The 23,755-nt window shown below is 45.0% G+C and carries 14 protein-coding genes; 7 read left to right on the top strand and 7 right to left on the bottom strand.

Annotation, left to right across the window (positions count from 1 at the left end; all coding sequences use genetic code 11):
- Positions 1–55: 55 nt before the first annotated feature.
- From K429_RS0110875 to K429_RS0110890, 4 genes are all read right to left on the bottom strand, one after another.
- Positions 56–2,470 (bottom strand): glycoside hydrolase family 9 protein, encoded by a 2,415-nt coding sequence (locus K429_RS0110875; protein ID WP_026366941.1) that lies wholly within the window; start codon positions 2,468–2,470, stop codon positions 56–58.
- Between the two features lie 5 nt (positions 2,471–2,475).
- Positions 2,476–3,405, bottom strand: a complete 930-nt coding sequence (locus tag K429_RS0110880; RefSeq protein WP_026366942.1) for a ThuA domain-containing protein — start codon at positions 3,403–3,405, stop codon at positions 2,476–2,478.
- Entirely contained in the window at positions 3,402–3,896 is a 495-nt protein-coding gene (locus K429_RS0110885) for a hypothetical protein (protein ID WP_026366943.1), read from the bottom strand. Before K429_RS0110885 ends, K429_RS0110880 begins: the two co-directional genes overlap by 4 nt.
- 307 nt (positions 3,897–4,203) lie before the next feature.
- Positions 4,204–4,782: an RNA polymerase sigma-70 factor gene (locus K429_RS0110890; RefSeq protein ID WP_026366944.1), complete on the bottom strand. Its 579-nt coding sequence runs from the start codon at positions 4,780–4,782 to the stop codon at positions 4,204–4,206.
- Between the two features lie 134 nt (positions 4,783–4,916).
- On the opposite strand from K429_RS0110890, the gene K429_RS0110895 reads away from it, so the two are divergent.
- From K429_RS0110895 to K429_RS0110920, 6 genes are all read left to right on the top strand, one after another.
- Entirely contained in the window at positions 4,917–5,930 is a 1,014-nt protein-coding gene (locus tag K429_RS0110895; protein ID WP_026366945.1) for a FecR domain-containing protein, read from the top strand.
- Positions 5,931–6,165: 235 nt separating this feature from the next.
- The gene (locus K429_RS0110900) at positions 6,166–9,585 is read left to right on the top strand and encodes a TonB-dependent receptor (protein WP_026366946.1); all 3,420 of its coding nucleotides are present in this window, start codon (positions 6,166–6,168) and stop codon (positions 9,583–9,585) included.
- Positions 9,586–9,598: 13 nt separating this feature from the next.
- Positions 9,599–11,563, top strand: a complete 1,965-nt coding sequence (locus K429_RS0110905; protein ID WP_026366947.1) for a RagB/SusD family nutrient uptake outer membrane protein — start codon at positions 9,599–9,601, stop codon at positions 11,561–11,563.
- Between the two features lie 20 nt (positions 11,564–11,583).
- Positions 11,584–12,303: a DUF3823 domain-containing protein gene (locus K429_RS0110910; protein WP_026366948.1), complete on the top strand. Its 720-nt coding sequence runs from the start codon at positions 11,584–11,586 to the stop codon at positions 12,301–12,303.
- 136 nt (positions 12,304–12,439) lie between these two features.
- Entirely contained in the window at positions 12,440–15,457 is a 3,018-nt protein-coding gene (locus tag K429_RS0110915) for a glycosyl hydrolase family 28-related protein (protein WP_026366949.1), read from the top strand.
- Between the two features lie 8 nt (positions 15,458–15,465).
- Positions 15,466–18,468 carry a glycosyl hydrolase family 28-related protein gene (locus K429_RS0110920; protein ID WP_026366950.1) on the top strand — a complete coding sequence of 1,001 codons (3,003 nt, stop codon included), beginning with the start codon at positions 15,466–15,468 and terminating at the stop codon, positions 18,466–18,468.
- 300 nt (positions 18,469–18,768) lie between these two features.
- Here K429_RS0110920 and K429_RS0110925 read toward each other — a convergent pair whose 3' ends face one another.
- On the bottom strand, positions 18,769–20,265 hold the full coding sequence (locus K429_RS0110925; RefSeq protein WP_026366951.1) for an acetyl-CoA hydrolase/transferase family protein: 1,497 nt from the start codon (positions 20,263–20,265) through the stop codon (positions 18,769–18,771).
- 72 nt (positions 20,266–20,337) lie between these two features.
- Positions 20,338–20,781 (bottom strand): hypothetical protein, encoded by a 444-nt coding sequence (locus K429_RS0110930; protein ID WP_026366952.1) that lies wholly within the window; start codon positions 20,779–20,781, stop codon positions 20,338–20,340.
- A 435-nt stretch (positions 20,782–21,216) separates the two neighbouring features.
- On the opposite strand from K429_RS0110930, the gene miaB reads away from it, so the two are divergent.
- Positions 21,217–22,587, top strand: a complete 1,371-nt coding sequence (gene miaB / locus K429_RS0110935; RefSeq protein WP_007216454.1) for a tRNA (N6-isopentenyl adenosine(37)-C2)-methylthiotransferase MiaB — start codon at positions 21,217–21,219, stop codon at positions 22,585–22,587.
- A 103-nt stretch (positions 22,588–22,690) separates the two neighbouring features.
- On the opposite strand, the gene K429_RS0110940 is transcribed toward miaB, so the two are convergent.
- A complete protein-coding gene (locus tag K429_RS0110940; RefSeq protein WP_026366953.1) occupies positions 22,691–23,401 on the bottom strand; it encodes a DUF6266 family protein in 711 nt (236 codons plus the stop codon).
- Positions 23,402–23,755: the final 354 nt, after the last annotated feature.

Raw genomic sequence — 23,755 nt, forward strand, 5'->3', positions numbered from 1 at the left:
AAATGCTCATGGACATGGGGCGATATCCTGATTTGTGGAATGAATGATAAGTTGATTATTTGAACAGTTCTGCTACGCACCACATCAGGCGTGCGGTGGTGTGCGTCCAAATTTCCTTATAGGTACAGTTGTTCTGCATAGGGAAATAGGGTTCGTCATCATTTTCGAATGTTTCGATTCCTACGGGCACGGCTCCCACTACATCCCCGGCATAGGCTCCGTACAGTGGCGGGTAGTCATATCCGTCTCCATAAACGGTACTCATGGCAAAAGAGTTGTAGCCCAATATGTACTCTATCTGGCGGGTTGCAATATCCCTTAGTACTTTATCATTGAATAGGCGTGCAAGGATAAAGGCAGCCTTGGCTTTGCCCATGACAACAGCGTGGAATCCCCTGAACTGGTAGGCAACGGGGAAACGGCGCAGGTAGAAATTCTGTGAGAGAGGGATACCGTTGCGCACTTGTGCATTGTATTCTTCCAAGCTGGGAAGCCCTACCTGCTCGCCTTCGTGGTACAGATTTTTATAATTGGTATTATCCACTTCATATACAGCGCTTGGCAGTATACCATAAGGTTCAATCAGTTGTGAAATCCTGCGTAGATAGTCGGCATAGGCTTCACAAGATGTCTGCCACAACGGGGCGTCCGGATGGGTGGGGGCCTCTGTCAGTAGCATTGAGAGTCCTTCTACCATCAAGTGTTCTTGGCTTTGATGATAATAAGCCAGAATGCGTTTCTTTTGGGAAGATTCATAGAAGAAGCCTCGCAGGGGGATTTTCCAGTCGGTGCGCTTTTCCAGCTGTTGGCCGGCCATGACGGTACGTGCTAGTCGGGTCGCCCAATCCAGATAGTAAGTATCTCGTGTAAAGCGGTATAAACGCATGGCTGTGACGGTGGTCAGGGCACAGAGCTCGGTTTCGTTCTTTTCTGTTCTTTCCGTGTCCAGCAGGTCGATAGCGAATTGGAAGTCCTCAATTGCACTGTTCCGGCACCACCGTGCAAATACCGGATCCTTCTTTTCAAAATGGGGAGCGGCGAGTGCGCAACTAGAAGCGGCTTTCAGATTGTCCGTAGGCGTGTTTCGCGCTTCTGTCTGCATGTCGTCTTTGTCTCCACGGATATTCTTTGTCCAAATGCCGATAATCAGTCCGCTCAGTCGGTAACCGTCGCCGAAGCGGGTACGCAGAATCCAGTTCACTCCCCAACGTGCCTCTTCCAGTAAGCGTTCGTAGAAGATGCTGTCTTTGCCTTGTACGGCGCCGGCCATTTCGAGGAGGGCGATGCACGATTCGGCTGTGTTTCCCGTTCCTTGGGTCAAGTCAGCAGCATCGTGCCATCCTCCGGCAATGCTCATGCTTCGCCCGTCGGGGTGATAGGCGAATACATCCTGATGGCATTCCTGATGAATGCTGGGCTGGTCGAAACCGCAACGTTCGGAAAAGAAGAAGTTTAGCGTGTGCCAAGCAGTGGATAGGTAGGCATCATTTCCGATAGGGAAAGGTTTTGATTGCACGTCGCCAATGGAAAGGTAATATTGCCCGGGTGTATTGAAACTACTGAAGTCCAGTACCAGAAATCCTTTGTCCTGCTTCTTGTCTTGATTCAGAGGGCTGCCCATAGCTTGATAAACAATTTGCCCCGTGGCGGCATCGTGCAGGTAGAAAGTTTTTTCCTTCACGTTCTGTACCAAAGCCTGCTTGCGTGCTCCTGGCTTGTATCCGCTGTGGCAGTAGGCCATTGCATCTTTTCGCAGGTCGAATCCCCTGCTGTTTTCCACTTCTACCTTTTCGATGCGCATGTCGTCTATATATAGGCTCATGTGCTCGCTGGCTCCGGCAGGGGCACCCGCCAGCATGATGTTTACTGAAAAGCCGGTGACACAGTCACGGTATAGGTCCGGTATCTCCCATATGATGTGCTGCCATTTGTTAGGATAGACTGTTTCAAAGTGTTGTCCTTCGAAGCGTCCGGGAGTCGGCATGATTTTTTCTCCTTCATTATATAGGGTGGATCCGGCAAAGGTCAGATAAACGCCCGGTGCATCCACGTATACCCAAACGGAAAAGCGGTTGTATTCCCGCAAGTCTTCCCGGTCGAGGGGACGGATAATCTCCGGAGTGGCGTAATTCCGGTTCGTTGGATTCTTCTTGCCCAGGGAGGCAGGAGTGTCCAGGCGTATACTCCCTTTACCCGAAACAGTAACTTTCTGGTCTATATGTATGGTTCCGGGTCCGGTGTGGCGCAAAGAACCGAAATCTTCTGCAAGAGGGAGTACCCTGCTTTTCAAGACCTCTTTCTTTTCCCAGCGCGTCAGTCCGGCGTGTGCTGGGTTGGCTTTCATTATACGGTGTACATGATTGCTTTGCTGTAATTGTTTCTCCAGTTCCGTATCGGGTTTCCACGGAACTTGTGCTTGTGCATGCATGTAACAGCATGCTAGCAACAGTGTTCGAATGATGTATTTCATGGTATTCAGTGTTTGGTTTCAGGGTAAGCATGAAAAGGAGCCTTGAACTTTGGACGTAATGTATAAGTATCTTTCAGCGGGAAATCTGCCGGAACTTCTTGGGTAACGGCACCGGTGGCAGCCCATTCGCATCCCCGGAGTAAGGTCACCTGGAAACCGGTGCAGCGCATGGAGTAAATCATGTTCGGGTCGTTGCCGCAGTGTCCCAGGAGGTCGACGAATATGCGGCCCTTTCCATAGCTTACTGTCCACATCAGTGGTTCATGGCGTCCGCGTTCGTAGGCGGTGGCCAATATTTCCATGTTCCTTACCGGACCGCGAAGGCGGGTATATATTTCGTCCTTGAAGTGTTTCCATTGAGGTGGCAATCCCTGCAGGATAGGATGATGGGGAGCGCGGTGTTCTATGACGGTTTCGTGCTGCAATCCGTGGTAGCCGGCATACCCCGGAGAGTAGTCGTAGACGTACTGCCCGTCTTTCCAGTACAGATAAGGACCGTCTTTTTCGTTTCGTCCGTCCCAAGCTCCCATGCCTATTATCTCGTTGTATTCTTTCCAGTCGGTCATCGGGACGACGGAAGAATGTATCACTACAACACCACCTCCATCGGCAACGTATTTCTCGAATTTCTTGCGTACGGACTCTGTCCATGTAGCTCCGCCGTAGTTGATGACGATTAAATCATATTGGTGGAAATCGGGTTTGAAGGTAGCGATGTCTCCACCAAAGTCGGGTGTAAAGGCAAAGTCCACTTTGAACATTCCGCTGTTTTCCAATATCTGCTTCATGGCTTCGCAGGCGCCTTGCCAGTAATGGCTGCCGTCTTGACCGGCTATCATCATGGTTTTGATTATTTTTTTTTGCTGTGCGTGCGTGTGCGTGGCAATCCCTATATAAATAAGGAGCACCAGGATAAGTGTCAGTCTTGTTCTCATTTTCCGGAAGATTTAAAGTTTTTGCCAGTTGGGTTCCATTCTATACGGTCATAGCAGCGTGTTGCGCGCAGATTGTAGTCTTGTTCGTCTACACTGAACTTTCCGTCTTTGAAGTAGGATATGTAGAGTTCGGAGATACCGTCATTGTTGCGGTCTTCTACAAGGAGATTGTACTTGTCGGTGACATAAATCTCGTCGGAGATATATTGGATTTCCTTAGTATAGTTATCGACGATTACATAGTATGCTTTGAATAGGTCGAAAGTGGGATAGTGTCCGTTGTCCCGTCCGAAAAGCATTACTTCTTCGAGGGCTTCATCTCCGTCCATATTGGCAAATACGGATTGCTGGAAGAAAAAGCCCGGCTTTTGTGCTTGCGGAGGAATATTGTCCCATCCTTCCTGATGGGCTGTCACTGAAAATTGTGCTTGTGTATGGAGGGCATACACAAGTACTGGCAATAGGGTAATCAATTTTTTCATTCTGTGCATTTTGAGGTTATGATAATAATTTTGTTGCTTTTTTCTTATATGACCGGCGAGCCGGGCTTTTCCCTAACCTTTTTTAGAATAATTAATGAACATGGAATGTATAGGGACTCATTGTATTTCTTGTCAGGACTGAACCTGTTTGACTCGTATACTGAAAGGTTACAACATCCGTATTTTTTCCATTAAAACACCCGGATGTTTTAGGGCAATACATCCGGGTGTTTTGATCATTCAGTCCTATACTCTTTAGGGATGAGTCCTTATATGTAGTCTGCAAGGTATGGGGGTATTCCGCTTGGGGACGGCACTAATGCGAAGTAAGCAGGTGTATCAACATCAGTGGCAAGTAATCTTTCAGCTTAACTCTTAATATCTTTAAAGCCTGCTGGATGCGGTAGTCTACGGTTTTAGGAGAAACATTGAGCAGCTCAGCAGCTTCCTTATAACTCAGATTCTGGAAACGATGCATGATGAAAGCTTCTCTATAAGTAGGTGGCAGTTCGTTGATAGCCCTTTGTATATGTTTACTTAATTCGTTGATTTGATAGATATCTACCTCTTGCAGCATGGTGACCATTCGTTCATAGTAAGCTGCGTCTGCGCGTTGTTTCACTTCATTCTGGGTAATCCGGGTCATGGAACGATTATAGACGGCTTTGAACAGATATTGCTTGAGCGAATATTCAATAACGGGTCTTTCACGGTTTTCCCAGAGCCATAGCATGACATCTTGGACAATCTCTTCTGCATCTTCCAACCGGACGAAACGATAGCAATAAGTGCAGAGTACAGAGTAATATTTCTGAAATAACATATCAAAAGCATTTCTGTCTCCTCTCTGCATGGCAAATAATAAAGATGTATCTTCTGATGGTGTATTTTTCATGGTGGTAGTTCATTATTGTTGGGCAAAAATAGTTTTTTTTCTTATTATACTCTAAGTATATAAATATTTTTAGCTTTTTATTTAGGAGTTCTTCTTGCTCGTTAGTCTTATAGTTAAAGCTAGCAATAAAGAATATGGTAAAAAGAGAGGGAATGGAAAATTTGCTTCTTAGGTATTATGAAGGAGATACGACGGAGGACGAAACTATTCTGGTAGAGGAATGGTTGGAGGCATCCGAAGAGAACAGAAGGATAGCCCGGCAGGTTCAGACAATCGGTCTGGCAGTGGACATGGCGCAGATTTCATCCAGGTTGGATGTAAAGAAAGCTCTGGAGGATGTACATCGGAAGATGGAGCGGAAAAAAGTCAATAGGTATCAGGTATTATTTAGAGGGATGCAACGGGCGGCCGCCATTTTATTCATTCCTTTGGTGATATCGTGGTCTATCCTTTATTGGAGTAGAGATGGGCAAGAGATACAGATGATGGAGGTCAGGACAAATCCGGGAATGACTACCTCTGTTGAATTGCCGGATGGAACGGAAGTCGTTTTGAACTCATCGTCATTGTTGCGGTATCCTTCCCAATTTGCCGATGATAAAAGGGAAGTGAAGTTAGTGGGTGAAGCCTTCTTTTCCGTGGCAAAAGATGAAAAGAAGTTCATCGTCGGTACGTTGAACAAATCCAAGATAGTGGTACATGGAACGAAGTTCAATATAGAGGCCTATAAAGAGAGCAAGAAGGTACAGACCACCTTGGTTTCGGGTAAAGTCAGTTTCTCCTATGTAAATAATGGCGGGAGGAATGACGTGATGATGCAGCCGGGGCAAAAGGTAGTCTATGATATAGTACAGGAAAAGGTCGTTGTGGAAAAAGCCAATGTAGACGTGGAAACAAGCTGGAAAGATGGATACTTGATTTTCAGAAACACTCCATTTGAAGAAATATTGAAGAGTCTGAGTAAAAGATACAATGTGGAGTTTATTCTGAAAAAGGCTTCATTGAAGCAGAGTTCTTTTACGGCTACATTTACTAAGCAACGTCTGGAACGTATATTGGAGCATTTCCGAATATCCTCGAACATTCATTTCAGATTTGTTGAGGATGGCGATGTGAATGCCGAGAGACAAGTAATAGAAGTTTATTAACCCTTTAAAAAGTAGTATGATGAAGCACAAGTCCGTTTAAAAAAACATGCAGGAAAATGTTGGCGCATTTTCCTGCATGAAACACAGTAACTTTTAAATATCTGTTTGGCAACAGATAAAGTAACTTTATTTTTTCACTAGAAATCAATACAAAATTATGAAAAAACACTATTGTATCCAATCATTTAGGGCAAAAAGTGTCCTGATGAGATGCATGAAAAAAATTCCTCTTGCTATGAGATGCACATTATTTATGCTGTTTTGCTTGGTTGGTATGGCTTTGGCCAATGATGGTTATGCTCAAAAAACAATGGTAAACATTACTCTTGAGGACAAGACCGTTGATGAAGTACTGACGGAATTGGAACAGGGTACTGAATTCGTTTTCTTCTACAACAACAAGCAGATTGATGTGAGACGTCGTGTATCGGTCCGAGCAAATAACAAAACGATATTTAAGGTTCTGAACGATGTCTTCAAAGGGACTAATATAGGCTATAAGGTGTTGGACCGTAATATAATCCTTTATGATAAAGCTATAGGAGCTGATGAAGTACAGACGACTTTGCAGGCTGCGACGGTGAAAGGTGCTGTGGTCGATGCAACCGGTGAGCCGGTTATCGGTGCCAGTATCTTAGTGAAAGGTACCAGCAACGGAGTCATTACCGACGTAGATGGAAATTTTACGTTGAATAATGTGGAGCGGGATGCTACCCTTGTTGTAAGTTATGTGGGCTATAAGACTCAGGAAATCCGTGTCGGAGGCAAAACTTCTTTCAAAATCGTATTGGCAGAAGATGCAGAAGTACTGGAAGAAGTAGTGGTAGTTGGTTATGGCGTACAGAAGAAACAATCATTGACGGGTGCAGTGACTGCCATTTCCTCGGAAAAAATTCAGACTACCAAAAGCGAAAACCTTATCAATAATATTCAAGGTAAGATGCCGGGACTTATGATTCGTCAGAAAACCGGTGAACCGGGTACGTTCGACAATATGATCAGCATTCGTGGCGGTGGCAATCCGTTGATTGTTATCGATGGTGTGACGCGCGAATACGAAGAATTTGCCCAGCTCAATTCAGAAGACATTGAGAATATCTCCATCCTGAAAGATGCTTCGGCGGCCATCTACGGTATGAACTCGGCCAACGGTGTAATCATCGTCACTACGAAGCAGGGAGCTTCTGAAAAGACACGTGTCTCTTATTCCGGATTGTTCGGAATGAAGCATGCCACGGGTATGGAAGAGACGGTAGATGCCTACACGTTCCGTCTGATGGAGAACGAAATGAGCCGCAACGGAAAGAAAGCCGAGGTCTATTCACAAGACATTTTGGATAAATATAAGAATGGAGTGGACGGTTATCGCGACTGGGATTGGATTGACCTGTATATGAATAAGTTGGCTTTTGCTACCAGTCATACCCTTTCTGTACGCGGTGGCAGTGACAAAGTGAAGTATTTCGTTAGTGCCGGCTACAATCGGGATAATGGTTTGCTGAAGAGTGGCGTTCAGTATTACGAACGTTTCACCTTCCGTTCCAATTTGACAGCCGAACTGACCAAGGGACTGACCATGAATGTAAAAGTTGCCGGACGTTGGGATCAGACACAACGCCCCAGAGAAGACTTTATGTGGACATTCAAGACCTTGTTGGTGAACGACCGTGGAGTAGGTCCTTATGCCATTGGTTCTACTGACCACTATTCGGATATTGCTCCTGAAAGTAAGAATGCGGCAGCTTTGGTCAATCCCGACAAAGACGGTTACCGCCGTAATCGGGGTGTGAACTATTCGGCAGATGTTGATTTGACGTGGAAAGTACCTTTCGTAGATGGCTTGAGTATCGGAGTTCTGGGTTCTTTCAATGGCAACAACCGCAACAACTCCGAGTTGCAGAAGTCTTATCAATTGTACGATTACTTTACCAATCAACCCACTAAAACTTACGGTGAAAACCGTTATCAGAATACCATGGGCATTTTCCAGAAACTTTATGGACGTGCGCAGGTGAACTACATGAACAGTTTTGGCAAGCATAATGTAAATGTCACGGGAGTTGTCGAAGCGTCAGGTAGTCGCTATGATGAATTGTACGGACGTCGTTTGTATGATGGTTATTTCAGCAATGACATATTGAATCAGGCCGATGCCAGCACGGCAACCAACAGTGGTTATCGTAATGAAACCCGTCTGGCGGCATATTTGGTACGTGCCAATTATGACTTTGCGGGCAAGTATCTGTTGGAAGTTGTCGGACGTTATGACGGCTCTTATCGCTATGCACCTGGACACCGTTGGGCTTTCTTCCCCTCTGTAAGTGCCGGATGGCGTATTTCGGAAGAAAAGTTTATGAAGGGGAAGTTGCCGTTTGTGTCCAATTTGAAACTTCGTGCTTCTTACGGCAAGAGCGGATATGATGCTGGTAACGCTTTCCAATATGTAGCCGGATACACACAAGGCAATCTAGGATATGTGCTCGATGGCAATAAACTGACGATGGGTATGGTGGCTCCGGGAGTTGTTCTTGACAACCTGTCATGGGTGGTGACGAAGACGACCAACCTTGGTGTGGATTTCGACTTGTGGGACGGCAAACTGTTTGGTACGGTTGAGATTTATCGCCGTGTCAACGATGGTTTGTTGGCAAGTCGTCTTCAAAATATTCCCAATACCTTCGGTGCAAGCTTTCCTAATGAAAACATCAATTCGGAAGAGAACAGAGGTTTGGAAATTGAAATCGGTACACGTGGCAAGATTGGTAAGGACTGGGGTTATAACATCAGTGCCAACTATTCGTTTACCCGCTACAAATACCTGAAAGTGGAACACTCTCCTTACCAGAGTTCGATGGACCGTTTTCTGAATGGGTACGAAAACCGTACTATCGGTGGCATGTGGAATCATAGTGGTGGCGGTATGTGGATTCAGAAGACTGACGGACAGTTCCAATCCATCTCCGAATTTGAAACAGCTCCTCTTTATGGCGGTAGCAATGGTAACTCTATGATGCTTCCCGGTGCATTCCGTATTGTTGACCGTAATGGTGACGGGGTGATTTCATACGAAGACCAGTTACCCGAATCGCGCCGTGCCGGAGCCAATCCTCCTTATCAGTTTGGCTTGAATTTAGGATTTACTTACAAAAACTTCGACTTGAATGTGCTGTTCCAAGGTGCTGCCGGCTATGTCATCGGCTATGCCAACGACGACGTATTCGGTTATGGTTCTAAAACCAATCCCACATTGATGAAGAAGTACATGGACCGTTGGCATACAGCCAATGTTACCGACGACCCTTATAGCCCTTCCACTCAGTGGGTATCGGGTAAGTTCCCCGCTTTGCGTCGTGACTTTACTGGTACGCAAGACAATGGTAACAGCTGGGGTGTGGGTGCCATTCCTTTCTGGAATCCGAATGCTACTTACTTGCGTCTGAAGAGCTTGGAATTAGGTTACACGCTTTCCAAGAACCTTACCCGTAAGGTGGGCATTAGTAACCTTCGTGTTTTTGTAAATGGTTTCAACCTTTTGACATTCTGTAATTCCTTGCTGAAAGATGCAGACCCCGAACGTGAAGAACGCGACTGGGGTGCCAGCTTGGCCTATCCGTTGATGAAAGCATATAACATTGGTTTGAATATTAATTTTTAACGCTTAGATTGTTATGAAAAAAAACATATTATCCGCCTTGGCACTTTGTGCTCTTGTAGGATTTTCAAGTTGTGATAGTTTCTTGGAATTGGAACCTCTCGACAAGGTGTCGGGAGACAGACTGACCGAAACTGATGGTGGAATGAAGGCTCTGCTGGCTAATGTGTATTCTACAGTACCGATGGAAGACTTTACTTTCCGCCCAAATACGGGGTTCAATGCCCGTAACTACGACGGTGTGAACGGCACTTCTAACATTGCTTTCCTCTCCGATGAAGCGGCACGCAGCGAAGGTGGAGGTGACATCACAGAGGGTTTTGACTATTGGCCTTACAGCGACATTCGGCAGGTAAATATTTTTATAGAAACGGTAAAATCTTCGTTGGAGAAAGGCATCTTGAACCAAGAAGACGCCACTCGCATGATTGCCGAGGCCCGTTTTGCCCGTGCTTATATCTATTTCGGTTTGGCCAAGCGTTATGGCGGTGTACCTATCATCGACCGTGTGCAGGATGGCGACTACGTGCCGGGCAATCCGGAGGCATTGAAGGTGCCCCGTAGCACGGAAGCGGATACGTGGAAGTTCATTATCAAGGAATTTGGTGAAGTGGCCAATGAACTTCCTACAAGCCACGATGGCTACCGATTTACGAAATGGGGTGCATTGGGTATGAAGTCGCGTACAGCCTTGTTTGCCGCTTCTTTGGCAAAATACTGGGACAAAGCTCCGCTGGCAGGCGAGGCGGTTGCACAAAAACTGGTCGGCATAGACAAGAGCGAAGCTGATTATTTCTATGGCGAATGTATTGAGGCTGCCGAAGAGATTCTGAGCAACTACGGAGGTTCTTTATATGGAGCGAATCCGGCAACTGTTTCCGAAGCTTGCGAGAACTTTCAAAAGCTTTTCATTCAGGCCACACCGGTGGATGAAGTATTGTTGGCTCGCGGCTATGTAGACGGTTCGGTCAATAACAATCGTTCTGGCCATGGTTGGTCCTTGTTCTACAGTCTGGCGCAGGTGAATCCGGGTGCTTTGCGTTACGGGCGTTTCAGTCCCACGCTCGACTTGGTCGATTTGTTTGAAGACTATACCGATGACGGTACCGGCAAAAGTGCTCCTATCAAAACACGTACGGATGGTAAAGAAACCAATGTACCCAATATTCAGTTGCCGGGTAATATAAAATCCAGTGACCCTTACATACGGTATGGCAGTTTGTCTGACCCGTTCCTGAATAAAGATGCCCGTTTGCAGGCCAGTATCATTGTTCCCGGAGCCACGTATGCAGGCGTACCCATCATCATGCAAGGTGGTCTGGTTCAGTCCGACGGGGAGGTCGCTGTTTATAATAACTTGGCAGCACAAGGCAAAGACGGAAAAACCTACTTTGCTTTCGGTGCAGAAGGTACGAGTGGTTATTCGGGCTTTGGTAATATTGGTAACTCGGAAAACGGCAATTATACTACTACCGGCTTTTCTGTACGCAAGTACATGGAAGAAGAGAAATTCTCTTCTCTCTCCAGCCGTGATAACTCTGTGACGACTCCGTTTATCGACATCCGCCTGGCAGAAATCTATCTGGATTACGCAGAAGCTGTAATCGAAAGCGGCAAGGGCGATCGTGCCAAGGCTGCCACTTTGCTGAATGCACTTCGTCATCGTGCCGCCCACAAAGACAACATCCCGCTTACTTTGGAAAATGTGTTGAAGGAACGTCGTGTGGAATTGGCATTTGAAGGAAAGCGTTTTTGGGATATGGTTCGTCGTCGCGACAATCACATATTCTATAACAGCGGTATGCGTTCGGCTCTTGTTCCGATGATTGATTTGCGCACCGATACGCCTTCGTATATCTTTGTTCGTGCCAATTTTCACGGCGATGAGAAACAAAACGGGCGCACCTTTACTGCTCAGTCCTATTATCGGAGCATTCCCGGAACAGCTACAAATGGCTTAGTTCAGAACCCTGGTTATTAATACTAAAATCTTAGAAGATTATGAAGAAGATATTGTTATTGATTTCATGCTGCTTGTTTGCATTGACATCTTGTGAAATAGATAATTACGAAGCCCCCAATGCTTCCATTCACGGTTCTATCATCGATGGCAAGACCGGTGAACTGGTCGGAATGGATGTTCAGGAAGGAGGTGAATTGAAAGTCGTGGAATTGGGATTCGAAAATCCGCAAGACCAAAGCTGGAGAATTATGAATACGGGCGAATACCGCAATGATTTGGTATTTGCCGCAACGTATGACATTCGCATGGAAAACAACAACTGCTATGCCTTTGTAGAAAAAGATGTAGTAGTGAAGAAGGGTGACAATACCAAGGATTTCAAGGTGACTCCTTATATTCGCATCAAGAATCCGAAAATTGAGAAGAATGGTAATCAGATTGTTGCCACTTTTTCATTGGAAGGCGGAAAGGGTGATGAGAAACTCGCTTCTCTCCAGTTATTTGCTTTCTCGGATATGTGGGTAGGCAATTCTGTAAAGTTTAGATTGAGCGGTGGTACCGATAAGGTGGATTTTGGCATTCCGGTTGATATAGATTCGTCTCAGACTTATACGCTGACAATTGATATCGCTGCCAACCAGAGTTCTTTCAAATATACTGGTAAGAACTACTACTTCCGTATTGGCGCGAAAGCAGATATTCCGAATGTCGGTACAATACGTTATAATTATAGCGCGTTGGTTGCTATACCTTTCTAAAGAAAGGTGGACGTATTAATAAAATTCGTATGTTTGCTTTAGCTGAATTTTTTATGTTTTAATAAAAGAAGGCGTTCTGTCCGTTGGAAGAACAGAGCGCCTTTATTGTAATAATTAATTTGATAATAGTTTTATTATGAAAAAGCTGAGAAACCTTTTGTGGATGCTGTTATTGGTAGCATTTTGTGGGCAACTTTATGCGGTAGAACTGAACTCTATCTATCCTTTGAAACCCAATGATCCCGAAGCATTTTATTTTACCCCCGAGAACTATCCGATAAAGGCAGATGGCAAGATGGATGTATCGGATGCTTTGCAGGCAGCGATTAATCAAGTGAAGAAGGAAAAGAACTTTGGTATTCTTTTTATTCCCGAAGGAAAATATAAAATCAGTAAGACTATCTATATACCCGGTGCCATTCGCCTGATTGGGTATGGGGAAAAACGTCCGGAATTTATTCTTGCCAAGAATTCGCCGGGATTTCAAGAAGAAGCCTCTGCGGATAAGGGAAAAGCGAAATATATGTTTTGGTTTACCGGTGGAGTGGTAGAAGAAGGAGCAGCTCCCCGTGATGCCAATGCTGGTACATTTTATAGCGCGATGTCCAATATTAATCTTCGGATAGAAGACGGCAATCCGCATGCTGTTGCGTTGCGTACCCATTATGCACAACATTGTTTTATTAGTTACATTGCAGTATATATAGGTAAAGGCAAAGCCGGATTGTTCGATGTCGGTAATGAAATGGAAAATGTGGCTTTCTATGGAGGCGATTATGGTATCTATACCACTAAATCTTCTCCGGGATGGCCGGTAATGATGGTTGATTCTTATTTTGAGGGACAACGTATAGCAGCACTTCGTTGTCAGGAATCCGGTTTGGCAATGGTGAATCTGTATGCCAAGAATGTGCCGACTGTATTTGACATTGATCCTAATTATTGCGACAAATTGTTTCTGGAAAACAGCTGTTTTGAGAACGTAAGCGGTCCGGCGGTGGTAATCACCAACGAGAACAACAGCAACAATCAGATTACTTTCCGCAATGTATATTGCAAGAATGTGCCGGCATTGGCAAAATATACCCGAAGTAATACAGTCACAAATGTCTCTCATAAAATCTATAAAGTGAAATCATACGACCACGGTTTACAGATGGACAATATGCTGGACATGCCGGAATATGAAACATTGGTCGATGTTGAGCCAATGCAGAAGATGCCGGCAGCCCAACTGATGGACATCCCTGCTTTGCCTGCAATGGCAACATGGGTCAACCTTCGTGAACTGGGAGCAAAGGGAGACGGAGAGACGGATGATACGAAAGTTATCCAAGAGGCCATCAATAAGTATGATCATATCTATGTACCGCAGGGTTGGTATCGTATCACCGAAACATTGAAGATGAAACCCAATACCAAGTTAATAGGTTTGCATCCTTTTGGCACGCAATTCCGGCTGAGTGAAAGTACTGCTGCGTTTAGCGGCTTTGGCGGTCCGAAAGCGATGGTGGAATCTTCGGAAGGCGGTGCGAATATGCTGACGGGCATTGGCATCAATACCGGTGGCTATAACTATCGCGCTGTAGGTGTGAAGTGGATGGCAAATGCAGATTCATATATCAACGATGTGAAGTTTGTAGGCGGACATGGAGGCATGTGGAAACCCAAACCTGGGGTAGAGGCTCCGAGAGGTTGGTGGGGACGTCCTGCACGTGTTAGTACACCGGACAATCCGGTTAGGGAATCCGGTATGGATTTTGCATGGGACAATCAGTACTGGAGTCTGTGGGTCACCAACAATGGCGGTGGAACTTTTAAAGACATCTGGACAGCAAGCACATATGCCACCAGTGGGTTCTATGCGCAGAACACGTCCACTCCTGGACGTATCTATGCCATGTCCATCGAACATCATGTAAGGAATGAAGTACGTTTCAATAAAGTGGCAAATTGGAAAGTTTATTGCATGCAGACCGAAGAAGAGTCTGTGGAAAGCATACAATGCCAACCTATCGAGATGGATGACTGTAAAGATATGACATTTGCAAACTTGTATATGTTTCGTGTAATCCGTATCAATGAACCTTACCACAGTTCTGTTCGCATTCGTAATTGTGAAAATATTGCATTCTTGAACTTGCATAACTATTCTCAGATAAAATATACCAATAATATTGCAGTTTTTGATGTGAACAAGGATATTGATATCCGTCCGTGGGAACTTTCCCGCTTGATTGTGACCGGCAAGGAGCCGCACAAGCAGCCGTTGGACAATGAGATAGGTAAAGTGAACCGATTGGCTTCCGATTTTGAATTTGCCGAAGGTATTGCAAGTGACAGTAAAGGAAATATTTATTTCTGTGACCACCGGATGCGTCGTATTTTTAAGTGGTCTGTAGAGACGAACAGTTTGTCATTGTTGGCCGATTTTCCATGGAAACCCTCCAATCTGGCAGTTGATTCTGAAGACAATCTTTTGGTTTTGTTCCGTTATGATGCTCAGCCAAACTATCTGATTGATGGGAAACCTGAACAGATGCCGGTAATGCCTGATACTAAAGGTACCTCGTTCAGTGGATATGGCAATTCTGCTTATACCATGAAAGTCTATTCCATTGACCCTGAAAATCCGGAAGAAACTATCAAATTGCTGCCACTTGTCCCGATGGGACAAGTAAAGAATGTCTATAAGGCGTTGTATCCTTCCAACCGTTGGAGAGACTTCCATGATTTTAATGAAGTATCTGTATATGTACCCGAGTTGTGTTTCTTAGCACCGGATGGTAAAACCATCATACCTCATTACTTCGATTTGTCACGTAGCTCTTCTTTGCTGGAGGCTTACCCCGGTAAACCTTTCTATACATCCGATGAGTATGACCGCAGAATGGTGAAGATAGATGTTGCCAATGACGGTACACTTTCCAACCTGAAGTACTTTGTGGAGCAGGGGGAATTTGGCTCGGCGGTAGATAAGGAAGGAAACCTCTATGTGGCGGATGGGGAAATTTATATTTTTGATGAGGAAGGCAAGAAGAAAGGAATGATTCATGTTCCTGAACGTCCTTCTACATTACGGTTCGGCGGTAAGGATGGCAATACATTGTTCATTACGGGCCGTTCTAAATTCTTTGGTGTGCGTATTAAATAGCAAAGACGATGAAATATTTCCAGACAATCAGATTTCTGTTGGCAATCTGTTTGATTGCCAGTAGCATACCGGTAGGTTGGGCAGCAAGTGGTCATTCTGTTTATACCCAACGACCGGATGATCCGGAGGCATTTTATTTCACTCCGGAGAACTATGGCTTTAAGGCGGATGGAAAGTCGGATGTGACCGATGCACTTCAGGAGGCCATCAATAGGGTAAAGCGTGAAAAGAACTTTGGGATACTGTTTTTGCCTGAAGGTAAATACCGTATCAGCAGAACAGTACAGATACCCTCCTCTGTCCGTTTGATTGGATATGGGAAAAAACGTCCGGTGATATATTTAGGAGCCGGTACTCCTGGTTTTCAAACTACCCGGAACTATATGGTATGGTTCACCGGTGGACTGGCGCAGGAGGGGCGTGAACCTTCAGACGCCAATGCCGGTACTTTTTACAGTGCAGTGTCCAATGTGGATTTCCACATTGCAAAAGGTAATCCACAAGCCATTGCCATCCGTGCTCATTTTGCCCAGCATGGATTCATCAATCATTGTGATATTAGGATAGGGGATGGAAAGGCAGGTATCTATGATGTGGGTAATGAGTTAGAAGACGTCAGATTTTATGGTGGTGAATATGGTATCATTTCTTCAAGGACTTCTCCTGGATGGCCCATGATGATGGTTGACACCTACTTTGAGGGACAGAAAAAAGCGGCTGTCTATTCAAAGGAGGTAGGTTTTGCCATTGTCAACATGCATGTGAAGAATACTCCCGTAGCTTTTGAAATGGTAGAGAACTTGGCAGACCGTCTCCATGTGGAGAACTCTCTGTGGGAGAATGTTTCCGAAGCAGGCGTCAAGGTTAGTGTAGTAGGGAATACTTTTTCGCAACTGAATTTGGTGAATGTTGACTGCAAGAATGTTCCCGTACTGGTGGACTATACCCAAAACGAAAAGAAAATCATTGGCGAGTCAAAACTATATAGAGTAAAGGAGTTTACTTACGGCTTGGTCTATCAGGATTTGAATTCCGTTTCCTCCTTTCAGGAAATTTGCGAGATAGAACCCGTATCAAGTATTCCGGCTGCGCTTCATAAGGACCTGCCTACTCTACCTGCTATGGAAACTTGGGTGAATATCCGTGAGTTGGGTGCGAAAGGTGATGGAGAGACAGATGATACGGATGTTTTTGAAAAGGCTATCTCCCTATATAAAAACATTTATATTCCTCAAGGCTGGTATCGTCTGACACGAACTTTGAAGCTGTTGCCTGGAACCAAGCTTATAGGGATGCATCCTTTCGGTACCCAGTTGCTTTTAAAAGAAAGTGAGCCTGCATTCAGTGGTTTCGGTACTCCCGTTCCTTTGGTAGAGTCTTCTGAAGGCGGTGATGATATCTTGAATGGTATAGGTATAAGCACCGGTGCATACAACTACCGTGCTGTGGGTTGTAAGTGGATGGCGGGTGAACGCTCTTATCTGAATGATGTTAAGTTTGTAGGAGGTCACGGCACCTTGTGGAAACCCGTTCCGAGTGCTCCGGGCCAACAGTCTTACCGGAGTGGTGAACGCCGTATCAGTTCTCCTACCTCTCCCGTTATGGAAACCGGTAGGGACCTTGCTTGGGACAACCAGTATTGGAGTCTGTGGGTGACCAACAATGGGGGTGGTACTCTTAAGGATATCTGGACGGCAAGTACGTATGCTGCTGCTGGACTGTATATCAGTGAGACGGAGACACCGGGACGCATCTATGCCATGTCCTTGGAACACCACATGCGTACCGAAGCCCGTTTTCATAATGTATCCAATTGGAAGATTTATGCTTTTCAGTTTGAAGAAGAAGGCCGTGAAGGGGTAGATTGCCATATGGCGGAGATGTCGGGCTGTAAGAATATCGAGATGATAAACGTATGGATGTATCGTGTTATCCGTGCTTTTATGCCGAAAGAAGTAGGCTTTCGCATTTGGAATTGCGAGAATATTGTTTTTCGCAATATGCACAACTATACGCAAGTGTTACCGGTTATTGAATTTCCGGTATATGATGTGAATAAGGCATTACCGGTCTACTCCTGGGATTTTGCCCGTCTTACTATTTCGGGCAGAGAAAGGGGTTACCGTCCTTTTGTCAGCGTTATTGACAAGCCGGTAAAGTTGGCTTCTGGCTTTGAACTTGCCACTGGAGCAACTGCCGACAGTCGGGGGAACGTTTACTTCTGCGAGAATCGTCTGAAAAAAATCTATAAATGGTCGGCAGATACGGAGCAAATCACCTTGATAGCGGATTATCCATGGAAACCTTTCACATTGGCTACGGATACACAAGATAATCTGTTGGTGATTTTTCGCTACGATCCACAGCCTGGCTATCTGGTGAACGGACAGCAAGAAACGGTTTCCCGTCTGCCGGATGATAACCCGATGTACAGTGGTTGGGGTAATAGCGGATGGAGTGCTTTGGGATATTCTTTCAATCCAAATCAGGCGGATGCCAGCATGAAACCGATGGCGCGTGTTATTACGGCCGATGTGAAGCGGATAGAGCGGGTCATCCATCCTTCCAGTCGTTGGCGGAGTGATTTTAACAAGATAGTAGCTAGTATGCCCGAGTATAGTTTCATTGCTCCTGATGGTGTGACAATTATTCCAGAGACCTATGATTTGGGACGCTCTTGTGCTTTAACTATTACAGTTCCCGGTCAATACGAACCGGTTTATATTGTGAATGAGATGAATAAAACGACAGTACAACTTTCCGTTGGTCAGGATGGTAGCTTGACAGAGCAAGGAGTTGTATGCCCATATGGTCAATACAGTAATGTGACTGATGCTGACGGAAATGTTTATGTTGCTGATGGGGAAATATTCGTCTATGACAAATATGGTAAAGAGCAGAGACGTATACAGATGGAGGAACGTCCTATCTCCTTGGCAATCGGTGGAAAACAGAAGAATATGCTTTTTGTTACTACCTCAAGTTCTTTCTATGGGATTAATATACGTTAGGCAGTATAAGTAGGGATATTCAGAAAATGTTATAAAATCAAAAACAGGCAGGCTAAAGCTGCGTGACATGAAGCTATATTCTAAAATGGAGTAGCCTATGGGGACTCCCGAAACCTCATGCCCATACGGAGCTATTTGGAACATCCAAGGAAGAAAGGATAATGAAAATGGCATGTGAAACGAAAAAATAGTCATTTACACATGCCATTGATTATTTTTTTGGGCATTTACTGAATATCCCGGAAAAACGAGCTACAGGTGGCTACGTTGTAACATTGCAAACCTCTTATAGCTCGTAGCTTACTTGTACTGTGCCCAGTCTATGTTTTTCATATCTCCACTTTTAGCCAGTTCAGCATGCATTCCTAATGCAGCACGGAGGGCATGGGGAGTCTGGGCTTTACCATCTGTCAATTTCAGGTAATCCCATAGAATATTTTTATAGTCGGGGTGTACGCAATTCTCGATAATGGTCTGTGCGCGTTCTTTCGGACTCTTACCACGCAAGTCGGCAACGCCTTGTTCAGTAATGATGATGTTTACGTCATGTTCTGTATGGTCGTGGTGAGATACCATCGGAACAATGGCGCTGATCTTACCTTCCTTGGCGACGGACGGACAAGTAAAGATGGAAATATAAGCGTTGCGTGTGAAGTCACCGCTTCCGCCAATACCGTTCATCATTTTCGTGCCGCCGATATGTGTAGAGTTAACGTTTCCGTAGAGGTCAGCTTCGATAGCCGTGTTGATGGAGATAACTCCCAGACGGCGTACAACTTCCGGACTATTGGAGATTTCCGACGGGCGGAGCACCAGTTTATCACGGAAGAAGTCCATATCATCATAAATACCTTGCAGACAGTCGTTTGTTACAGTGAGTGAGCAAGCGCTACCAAATTTCACGCGACCGTCACGGATCAATCCGATTACGGAATTCTGAATAACTTCCGTGTACATTTCGAATGCCGGGATGGTCTTGTCACGTCCCAGTGCACCGAGCACAGCGTTAGCGATATTGCCTACACCGGATTGCAACGGCAGGAAGGTTGACGGAATGATTCCGCGCTTCATGTCCGCAGCCAGGAAGTCGGCTACATTCTGACCAATCTTGTCAGTCAACGGATCGGCTTCGGCAAAACTGCGTGCTTCGTCCGGCCAGTTGGTTTCCACAACGCCTACAATCTTTTTCGGGTCTACCTGGATATACGGTTGACCGATGCGATCACTTGGTTTATAGATAGGTATTTCGCGGCGGTAAGGCGGATCAAGCGGTTCGTATACATCGTGCAGTCCCATAGCATTTTTGCTGTGAGCAGCATTCAGTTCCACGATGATCTGGTCGGCAAGGCGGCAAACGGTGGGAGCGATACCACCGGCTGCGGTCAGATAAATCTTGCCGTCGGGAGTTACTTCGCAAGCTTCGATAATGGCAATGTTTACTTTGCCCATGAAACCGTAACGAACTTCCTGTGCCATCTGAGACAAGTGGATGTCGTTATAGGCAATCTCTCCGCTGTTTACTGCTTTACGAAAATCGGAATTGGTTGTGTAAGGAGCACGATAGCGGATTGCTTTGGCGCGTGATAGTATACCGTCGCAGGAGTCACCCGTAGAGGCACCTGTGAAGATTCCTATCTGGAAAGGGTTTCCTTTTGCATGTTCAGCTTCCGCTATTTTTGCTAATTTTGCCGTAACGGCTTTGGCTGTTCCAGCGGGAGTAAATCCGCTCAAGCCGATGTTGTAGCCATGTTTGATCAGGCTTGCAGCTTCCGCTGCCGAGATGTAATTGAATGCCATAATGTATTTAGTTATTTTTCCTATGTGAAAATTCATAAATTACCGGAAAAGCTTTTTTAACTCTCCACTTATTCAATACTTCCGTTGTAGTATTTCCGACCAGATGATGGCTTTCCGCGCTTCTTCTGCCGAATGAATGGAGTATTCGGAATCGGTTTCAGGTTTTTGCGGAGTGGACAGAGGAGGAGAAATCTTCTGTTTCGGATGAGTTGTGGTATGCTTGGGAGATGTATTTGTAGAATCTCCTCCAAAAATATGTTTTGAAGCAGAGAATTGATATTCTTCTTTTTCTGTCGGAACGGAGGGTATTTTGGGGGCGGGACCTTCGGGAATAAATCCGCCATATGTGTTTCCCCAGGCTTCAGGAATGGGTAATGCGCTTTCGTCAATATCATTTTCCGGCACAGGCATAGCAGGCCTGTTCTCAGCGTTCTTCTTTGCTTCTTTCTTGAACTGCTTAACAACTCCGATAACAATTATGCCTACGATTAACAGAAACTGTAAGATACCATCCATACTCATTTAAGTTTTTCACCGCCAAAGGTAACTAATTTATCTGAATAACAGCCAATTTTTAGGCATGAAAAAAGGGCAGCTTCACAGCTCCCCTTATTTTTTTTAACCTAAACCTTAACTATGAAAAAATCTAATGTTTCTTTCATTACGCAAATTTGTGAAATAAAATCCTTTATGCCAAATAACAGTCTCGAAAATGTTCGTTCTATTAACATTAATTATAAGAAACAACTCATTTCCTAACTATTGGGTGTTATTTTTCGCCTTTTCATCTGTAATTTAATGTCGAAGGCGTATCTTTGCAGCTGAAATTCTTTCACCACAGATTACACAGATTGACACAGATGTTTTTTGAGTTTTCTGTAAACTTCTCATTGGGGAAGATAGTCTGTGTTAATCCGCATAATCCGTGGTGAGTCATAAAAACAGGAAATTATGGAAAAAGTAACGGGAGCAGACTTTAAATCTGCAACTGCTGATGACAACAAGAAGTTGTTCATTGAAACCTATGGCTGCCAGATGAATGTGGCGGACAGTGAAGTTATTGCCTCTGTGATGCAGATGGCGGGGTATTCAACGGCTGATACGCTGGAAGAAGCGGATGCAGTGTTTATGAACACTTGCTCCATTCGTGACAATGCTGAGCAGAAGATTCTCAATCGTCTGGAATTTTTCTATTCGCTCAAAAAGAAGAAACGCAATTTGATTGTGGGAGTATTGGGATGTATGGCCGAACGGGTAAAGGATGATCTGATCACTAATCATCATGTTGATCTGGTGGTAGGTCCTGATGCTTATCTTACTCTTCCTGACTTGGTTGCTGCTGTGGAGGCGGGCGAGAAAGCAATCAATGTAGAGCTTTCTACCACTGAGACTTATCGGGATGTTATCCCTTCGCGTATTTGCGGTAATCACATTTCCGGGTTTGTATCCATTATGCGTGGATGTAACAATTTCTGTACCTACTGCATTGTTCCTTATACCCGTGGACGGGAACGTAGCCGTGATGTGGAAAGCATTCTTAATGAAGTGTCCGACTTGGTGGCGAAAGGTTATAAAGAAGTCACTTTGCTGGGTCAGAATGTCAACTCTTACCGTTTTGAGAAACCGGACGGAGAAGTTGTAACTTTCCCTATGCTGCTCCGTACCGTAGCTGAGGCTGCGCCGGGTGTACGTGTCCGTTTCACTACTTCGCACCCCAAGGATATGAGTGACGAAACGCTGGAAGTCATTGCACAGGTTCCCAACGTGTGTAAACATATCCACCTGCCTGTACAGAGTGGAAGTTCTCGTATCTTGAAACTGATGAATCGTAAATATACCCGTGAATGGTATCTGGACCGTGTAGATGCTATCCATCGCATTGTTCCCGATTGTGGTTTATCCACAGATATCTTCTCAGGCTTCCATTCCGAGACGGAAGAAGATCATCAGCTTTCCCTTTCTCTGATGGAGAAATGTGCTTATGACTCAGCTTTTATGTTTAAGTATTCTGAGCGTCCGGGTACTTATGCTTCCAAGCATTTGCCGGATGATGTACCCGAAGAGGTAAAGATACGTCGGTTGAATGAGATTATTGCTCTGCAAAACCGCCTTTCCGCCGAGTCTAATGCCCGCTGTATTGGTAAGACATATGAAGTTCTGGTGGAAGGAGTTTCCAAGCGTTCGCGTGAACAGCTTGTAGGGCGTACGGAGCAAAACCGTGTCGTGGTGTTCGACCGTGGTACGCACCGTATTGGTGATTTTGTAATGGTGAAAATTACAGAAGCTAGTTCAGCAACACTAAAGGGAGAAGAGGTAAAGTAAGAAATTATCATTATAGTTAGAAATAAACAGAGGGAAGCTGCCGGAGAATTTAGTTCCGTTCAGCTTCCCTTTTCTTTTTCAATCCCGGCCGTTTGCCGTCAGTTTATCCCAATGGGTTCTCATCCAGGCCACCATCGCCTGAGCCACCGCCTTCAGAGCCATCGCCTTCCGAACCTCCACTTATTGGAGTGTCTTGCAAGCATACGCTGTTAGCTACGTTTGTGACGTCTTCGTTGCAGAAACCGAGGTAAATGGCCAGTGCATCGTCCTTCCAGTTGGCGGGAAGTTTCAGTTCTGCCTTGGCATCGGAGCGTGTGGCTGCTGCTATATCATAAACAGCCATTCCTTTGTCCTTGTTGTATGCCAGTAACATGGCGGCATCTGTAACTGTTGCGTCACCCATTCCACTGTTGTCGGTCCAGGCAAAAGTTACTTTACTTTCGTTTACGGTTACTGTGGCATCCAATGCGGGTACCAGACTGCCACGTGTCACCAAAGCTTTGTTGTAGTCAATTGAGACATTTGTTCCGCTACCTTTCATTGCATGTTTCAGAATATACGATACGGCAGCATTGAATGCTGATTGCTGTCCGGAAAATTCTTTGTATCCAAAACGCAGAAAGGGTGTCATTGCCTTTGTGAAGTTAACAGCTGCTGTAAATTTAGAGCGTTGATTCTTCTGTTTCTCGGTGCGTGGATCACTGAAACTTACCGCCAATGCACGCATATAATGTACCGATTTCCATGTACTACCTACTACTGTACCTACTTTTCCTGAGAATCCTCCGAGGATTCCTTGTTTAATTGTTCCCATAATTTTTTCTTTTTTGTGTTGTAAATAAATTAGTTTTCTTTGTGAACTTGCTAAAAAGACTTCTGCAGCAATCTTCATCGTGTTGTTCAGTATGCAGCGATGTTTGGTTCTCGTTGCGTTGGCAAAGGTATGGGAAAGTTTTCTTTTCGACCTGCCATTTTTGCCATAAGCGTTCAAGAATTTTTCTGAAAAGTGGTAATGTATTGATAATGTATTGTTTATAAACGGTTTTCTGACTCTTGTATGCAGTTGACGTTTCACACGGAGATAATCCACTACTATTATGTTCCGTTTTTGGTTAAAAACTCTTTTTCTCCGTACTCGATTCGTACCTTTTTCGCTTCTATACAGAAG

Source organism: Bacteroides sp. 14(A) (genome assembly GCF_000526555.1).
In the GTDB taxonomy this organism is placed as follows: Bacteria; Bacteroidota; Bacteroidia; order Bacteroidales; family Bacteroidaceae; genus Bacteroides; species Bacteroides cellulosilyticus.

What these genes read in the sequence shown, in the direction of transcription:
- K429_RS0110875 (WP_026366941.1), bottom strand. Translation starts at nt 2,470, where the DNA reads ATGAAATACATCATTCGAACACTGTTGCTAGCATGCTGTTACATGCAT.
- K429_RS0110880 (WP_026366942.1), bottom strand. Translation starts at nt 3,405, where the DNA reads ATGAGAACAAGACTGACACTTATCCTGGTGCTCCTTATTTATATAGGG.
- K429_RS0110885 (WP_026366943.1), bottom strand. Translation starts at nt 3,896, where the DNA reads ATGCACAGAATGAAAAAATTGATTACCCTATTGCCAGTACTTGTGTAT.
- K429_RS0110890 (WP_026366944.1), bottom strand. Translation starts at nt 4,782, where the DNA reads ATGAAAAATACACCATCAGAAGATACATCTTTATTATTTGCCATGCAG.
- K429_RS0110895 (WP_026366945.1), top strand. Translation starts at nt 4,917, where the DNA reads ATGGTAAAAAGAGAGGGAATGGAAAATTTGCTTCTTAGGTATTATGAA.
- K429_RS0110900 (WP_026366946.1), top strand. Translation starts at nt 6,166, where the DNA reads ATGAGATGCACATTATTTATGCTGTTTTGCTTGGTTGGTATGGCTTTG.
- K429_RS0110905 (WP_026366947.1), top strand. Translation starts at nt 9,599, where the DNA reads ATGAAAAAAAACATATTATCCGCCTTGGCACTTTGTGCTCTTGTAGGA.
- K429_RS0110910 (WP_026366948.1), top strand. Translation starts at nt 11,584, where the DNA reads ATGAAGAAGATATTGTTATTGATTTCATGCTGCTTGTTTGCATTGACA.
- K429_RS0110915 (WP_026366949.1), top strand. Translation starts at nt 12,440, where the DNA reads ATGAAAAAGCTGAGAAACCTTTTGTGGATGCTGTTATTGGTAGCATTT.
- K429_RS0110920 (WP_026366950.1), top strand. Translation starts at nt 15,466, where the DNA reads ATGAAATATTTCCAGACAATCAGATTTCTGTTGGCAATCTGTTTGATT.
- K429_RS0110925 (WP_026366951.1), bottom strand. Translation starts at nt 20,265, where the DNA reads ATGGCATTCAATTACATCTCGGCAGCGGAAGCTGCAAGCCTGATCAAA.
- K429_RS0110930 (WP_026366952.1), bottom strand. Translation starts at nt 20,781, where the DNA reads ATGGATGGTATCTTACAGTTTCTGTTAATCGTAGGCATAATTGTTATC.
- miaB (WP_007216454.1), top strand. Translation starts at nt 21,217, where the DNA reads ATGGAAAAAGTAACGGGAGCAGACTTTAAATCTGCAACTGCTGATGAC.
- K429_RS0110940 (WP_026366953.1), bottom strand. Translation starts at nt 23,401, where the DNA reads ATGGGAACAATTAAACAAGGAATCCTCGGAGGATTCTCAGGAAAAGTA.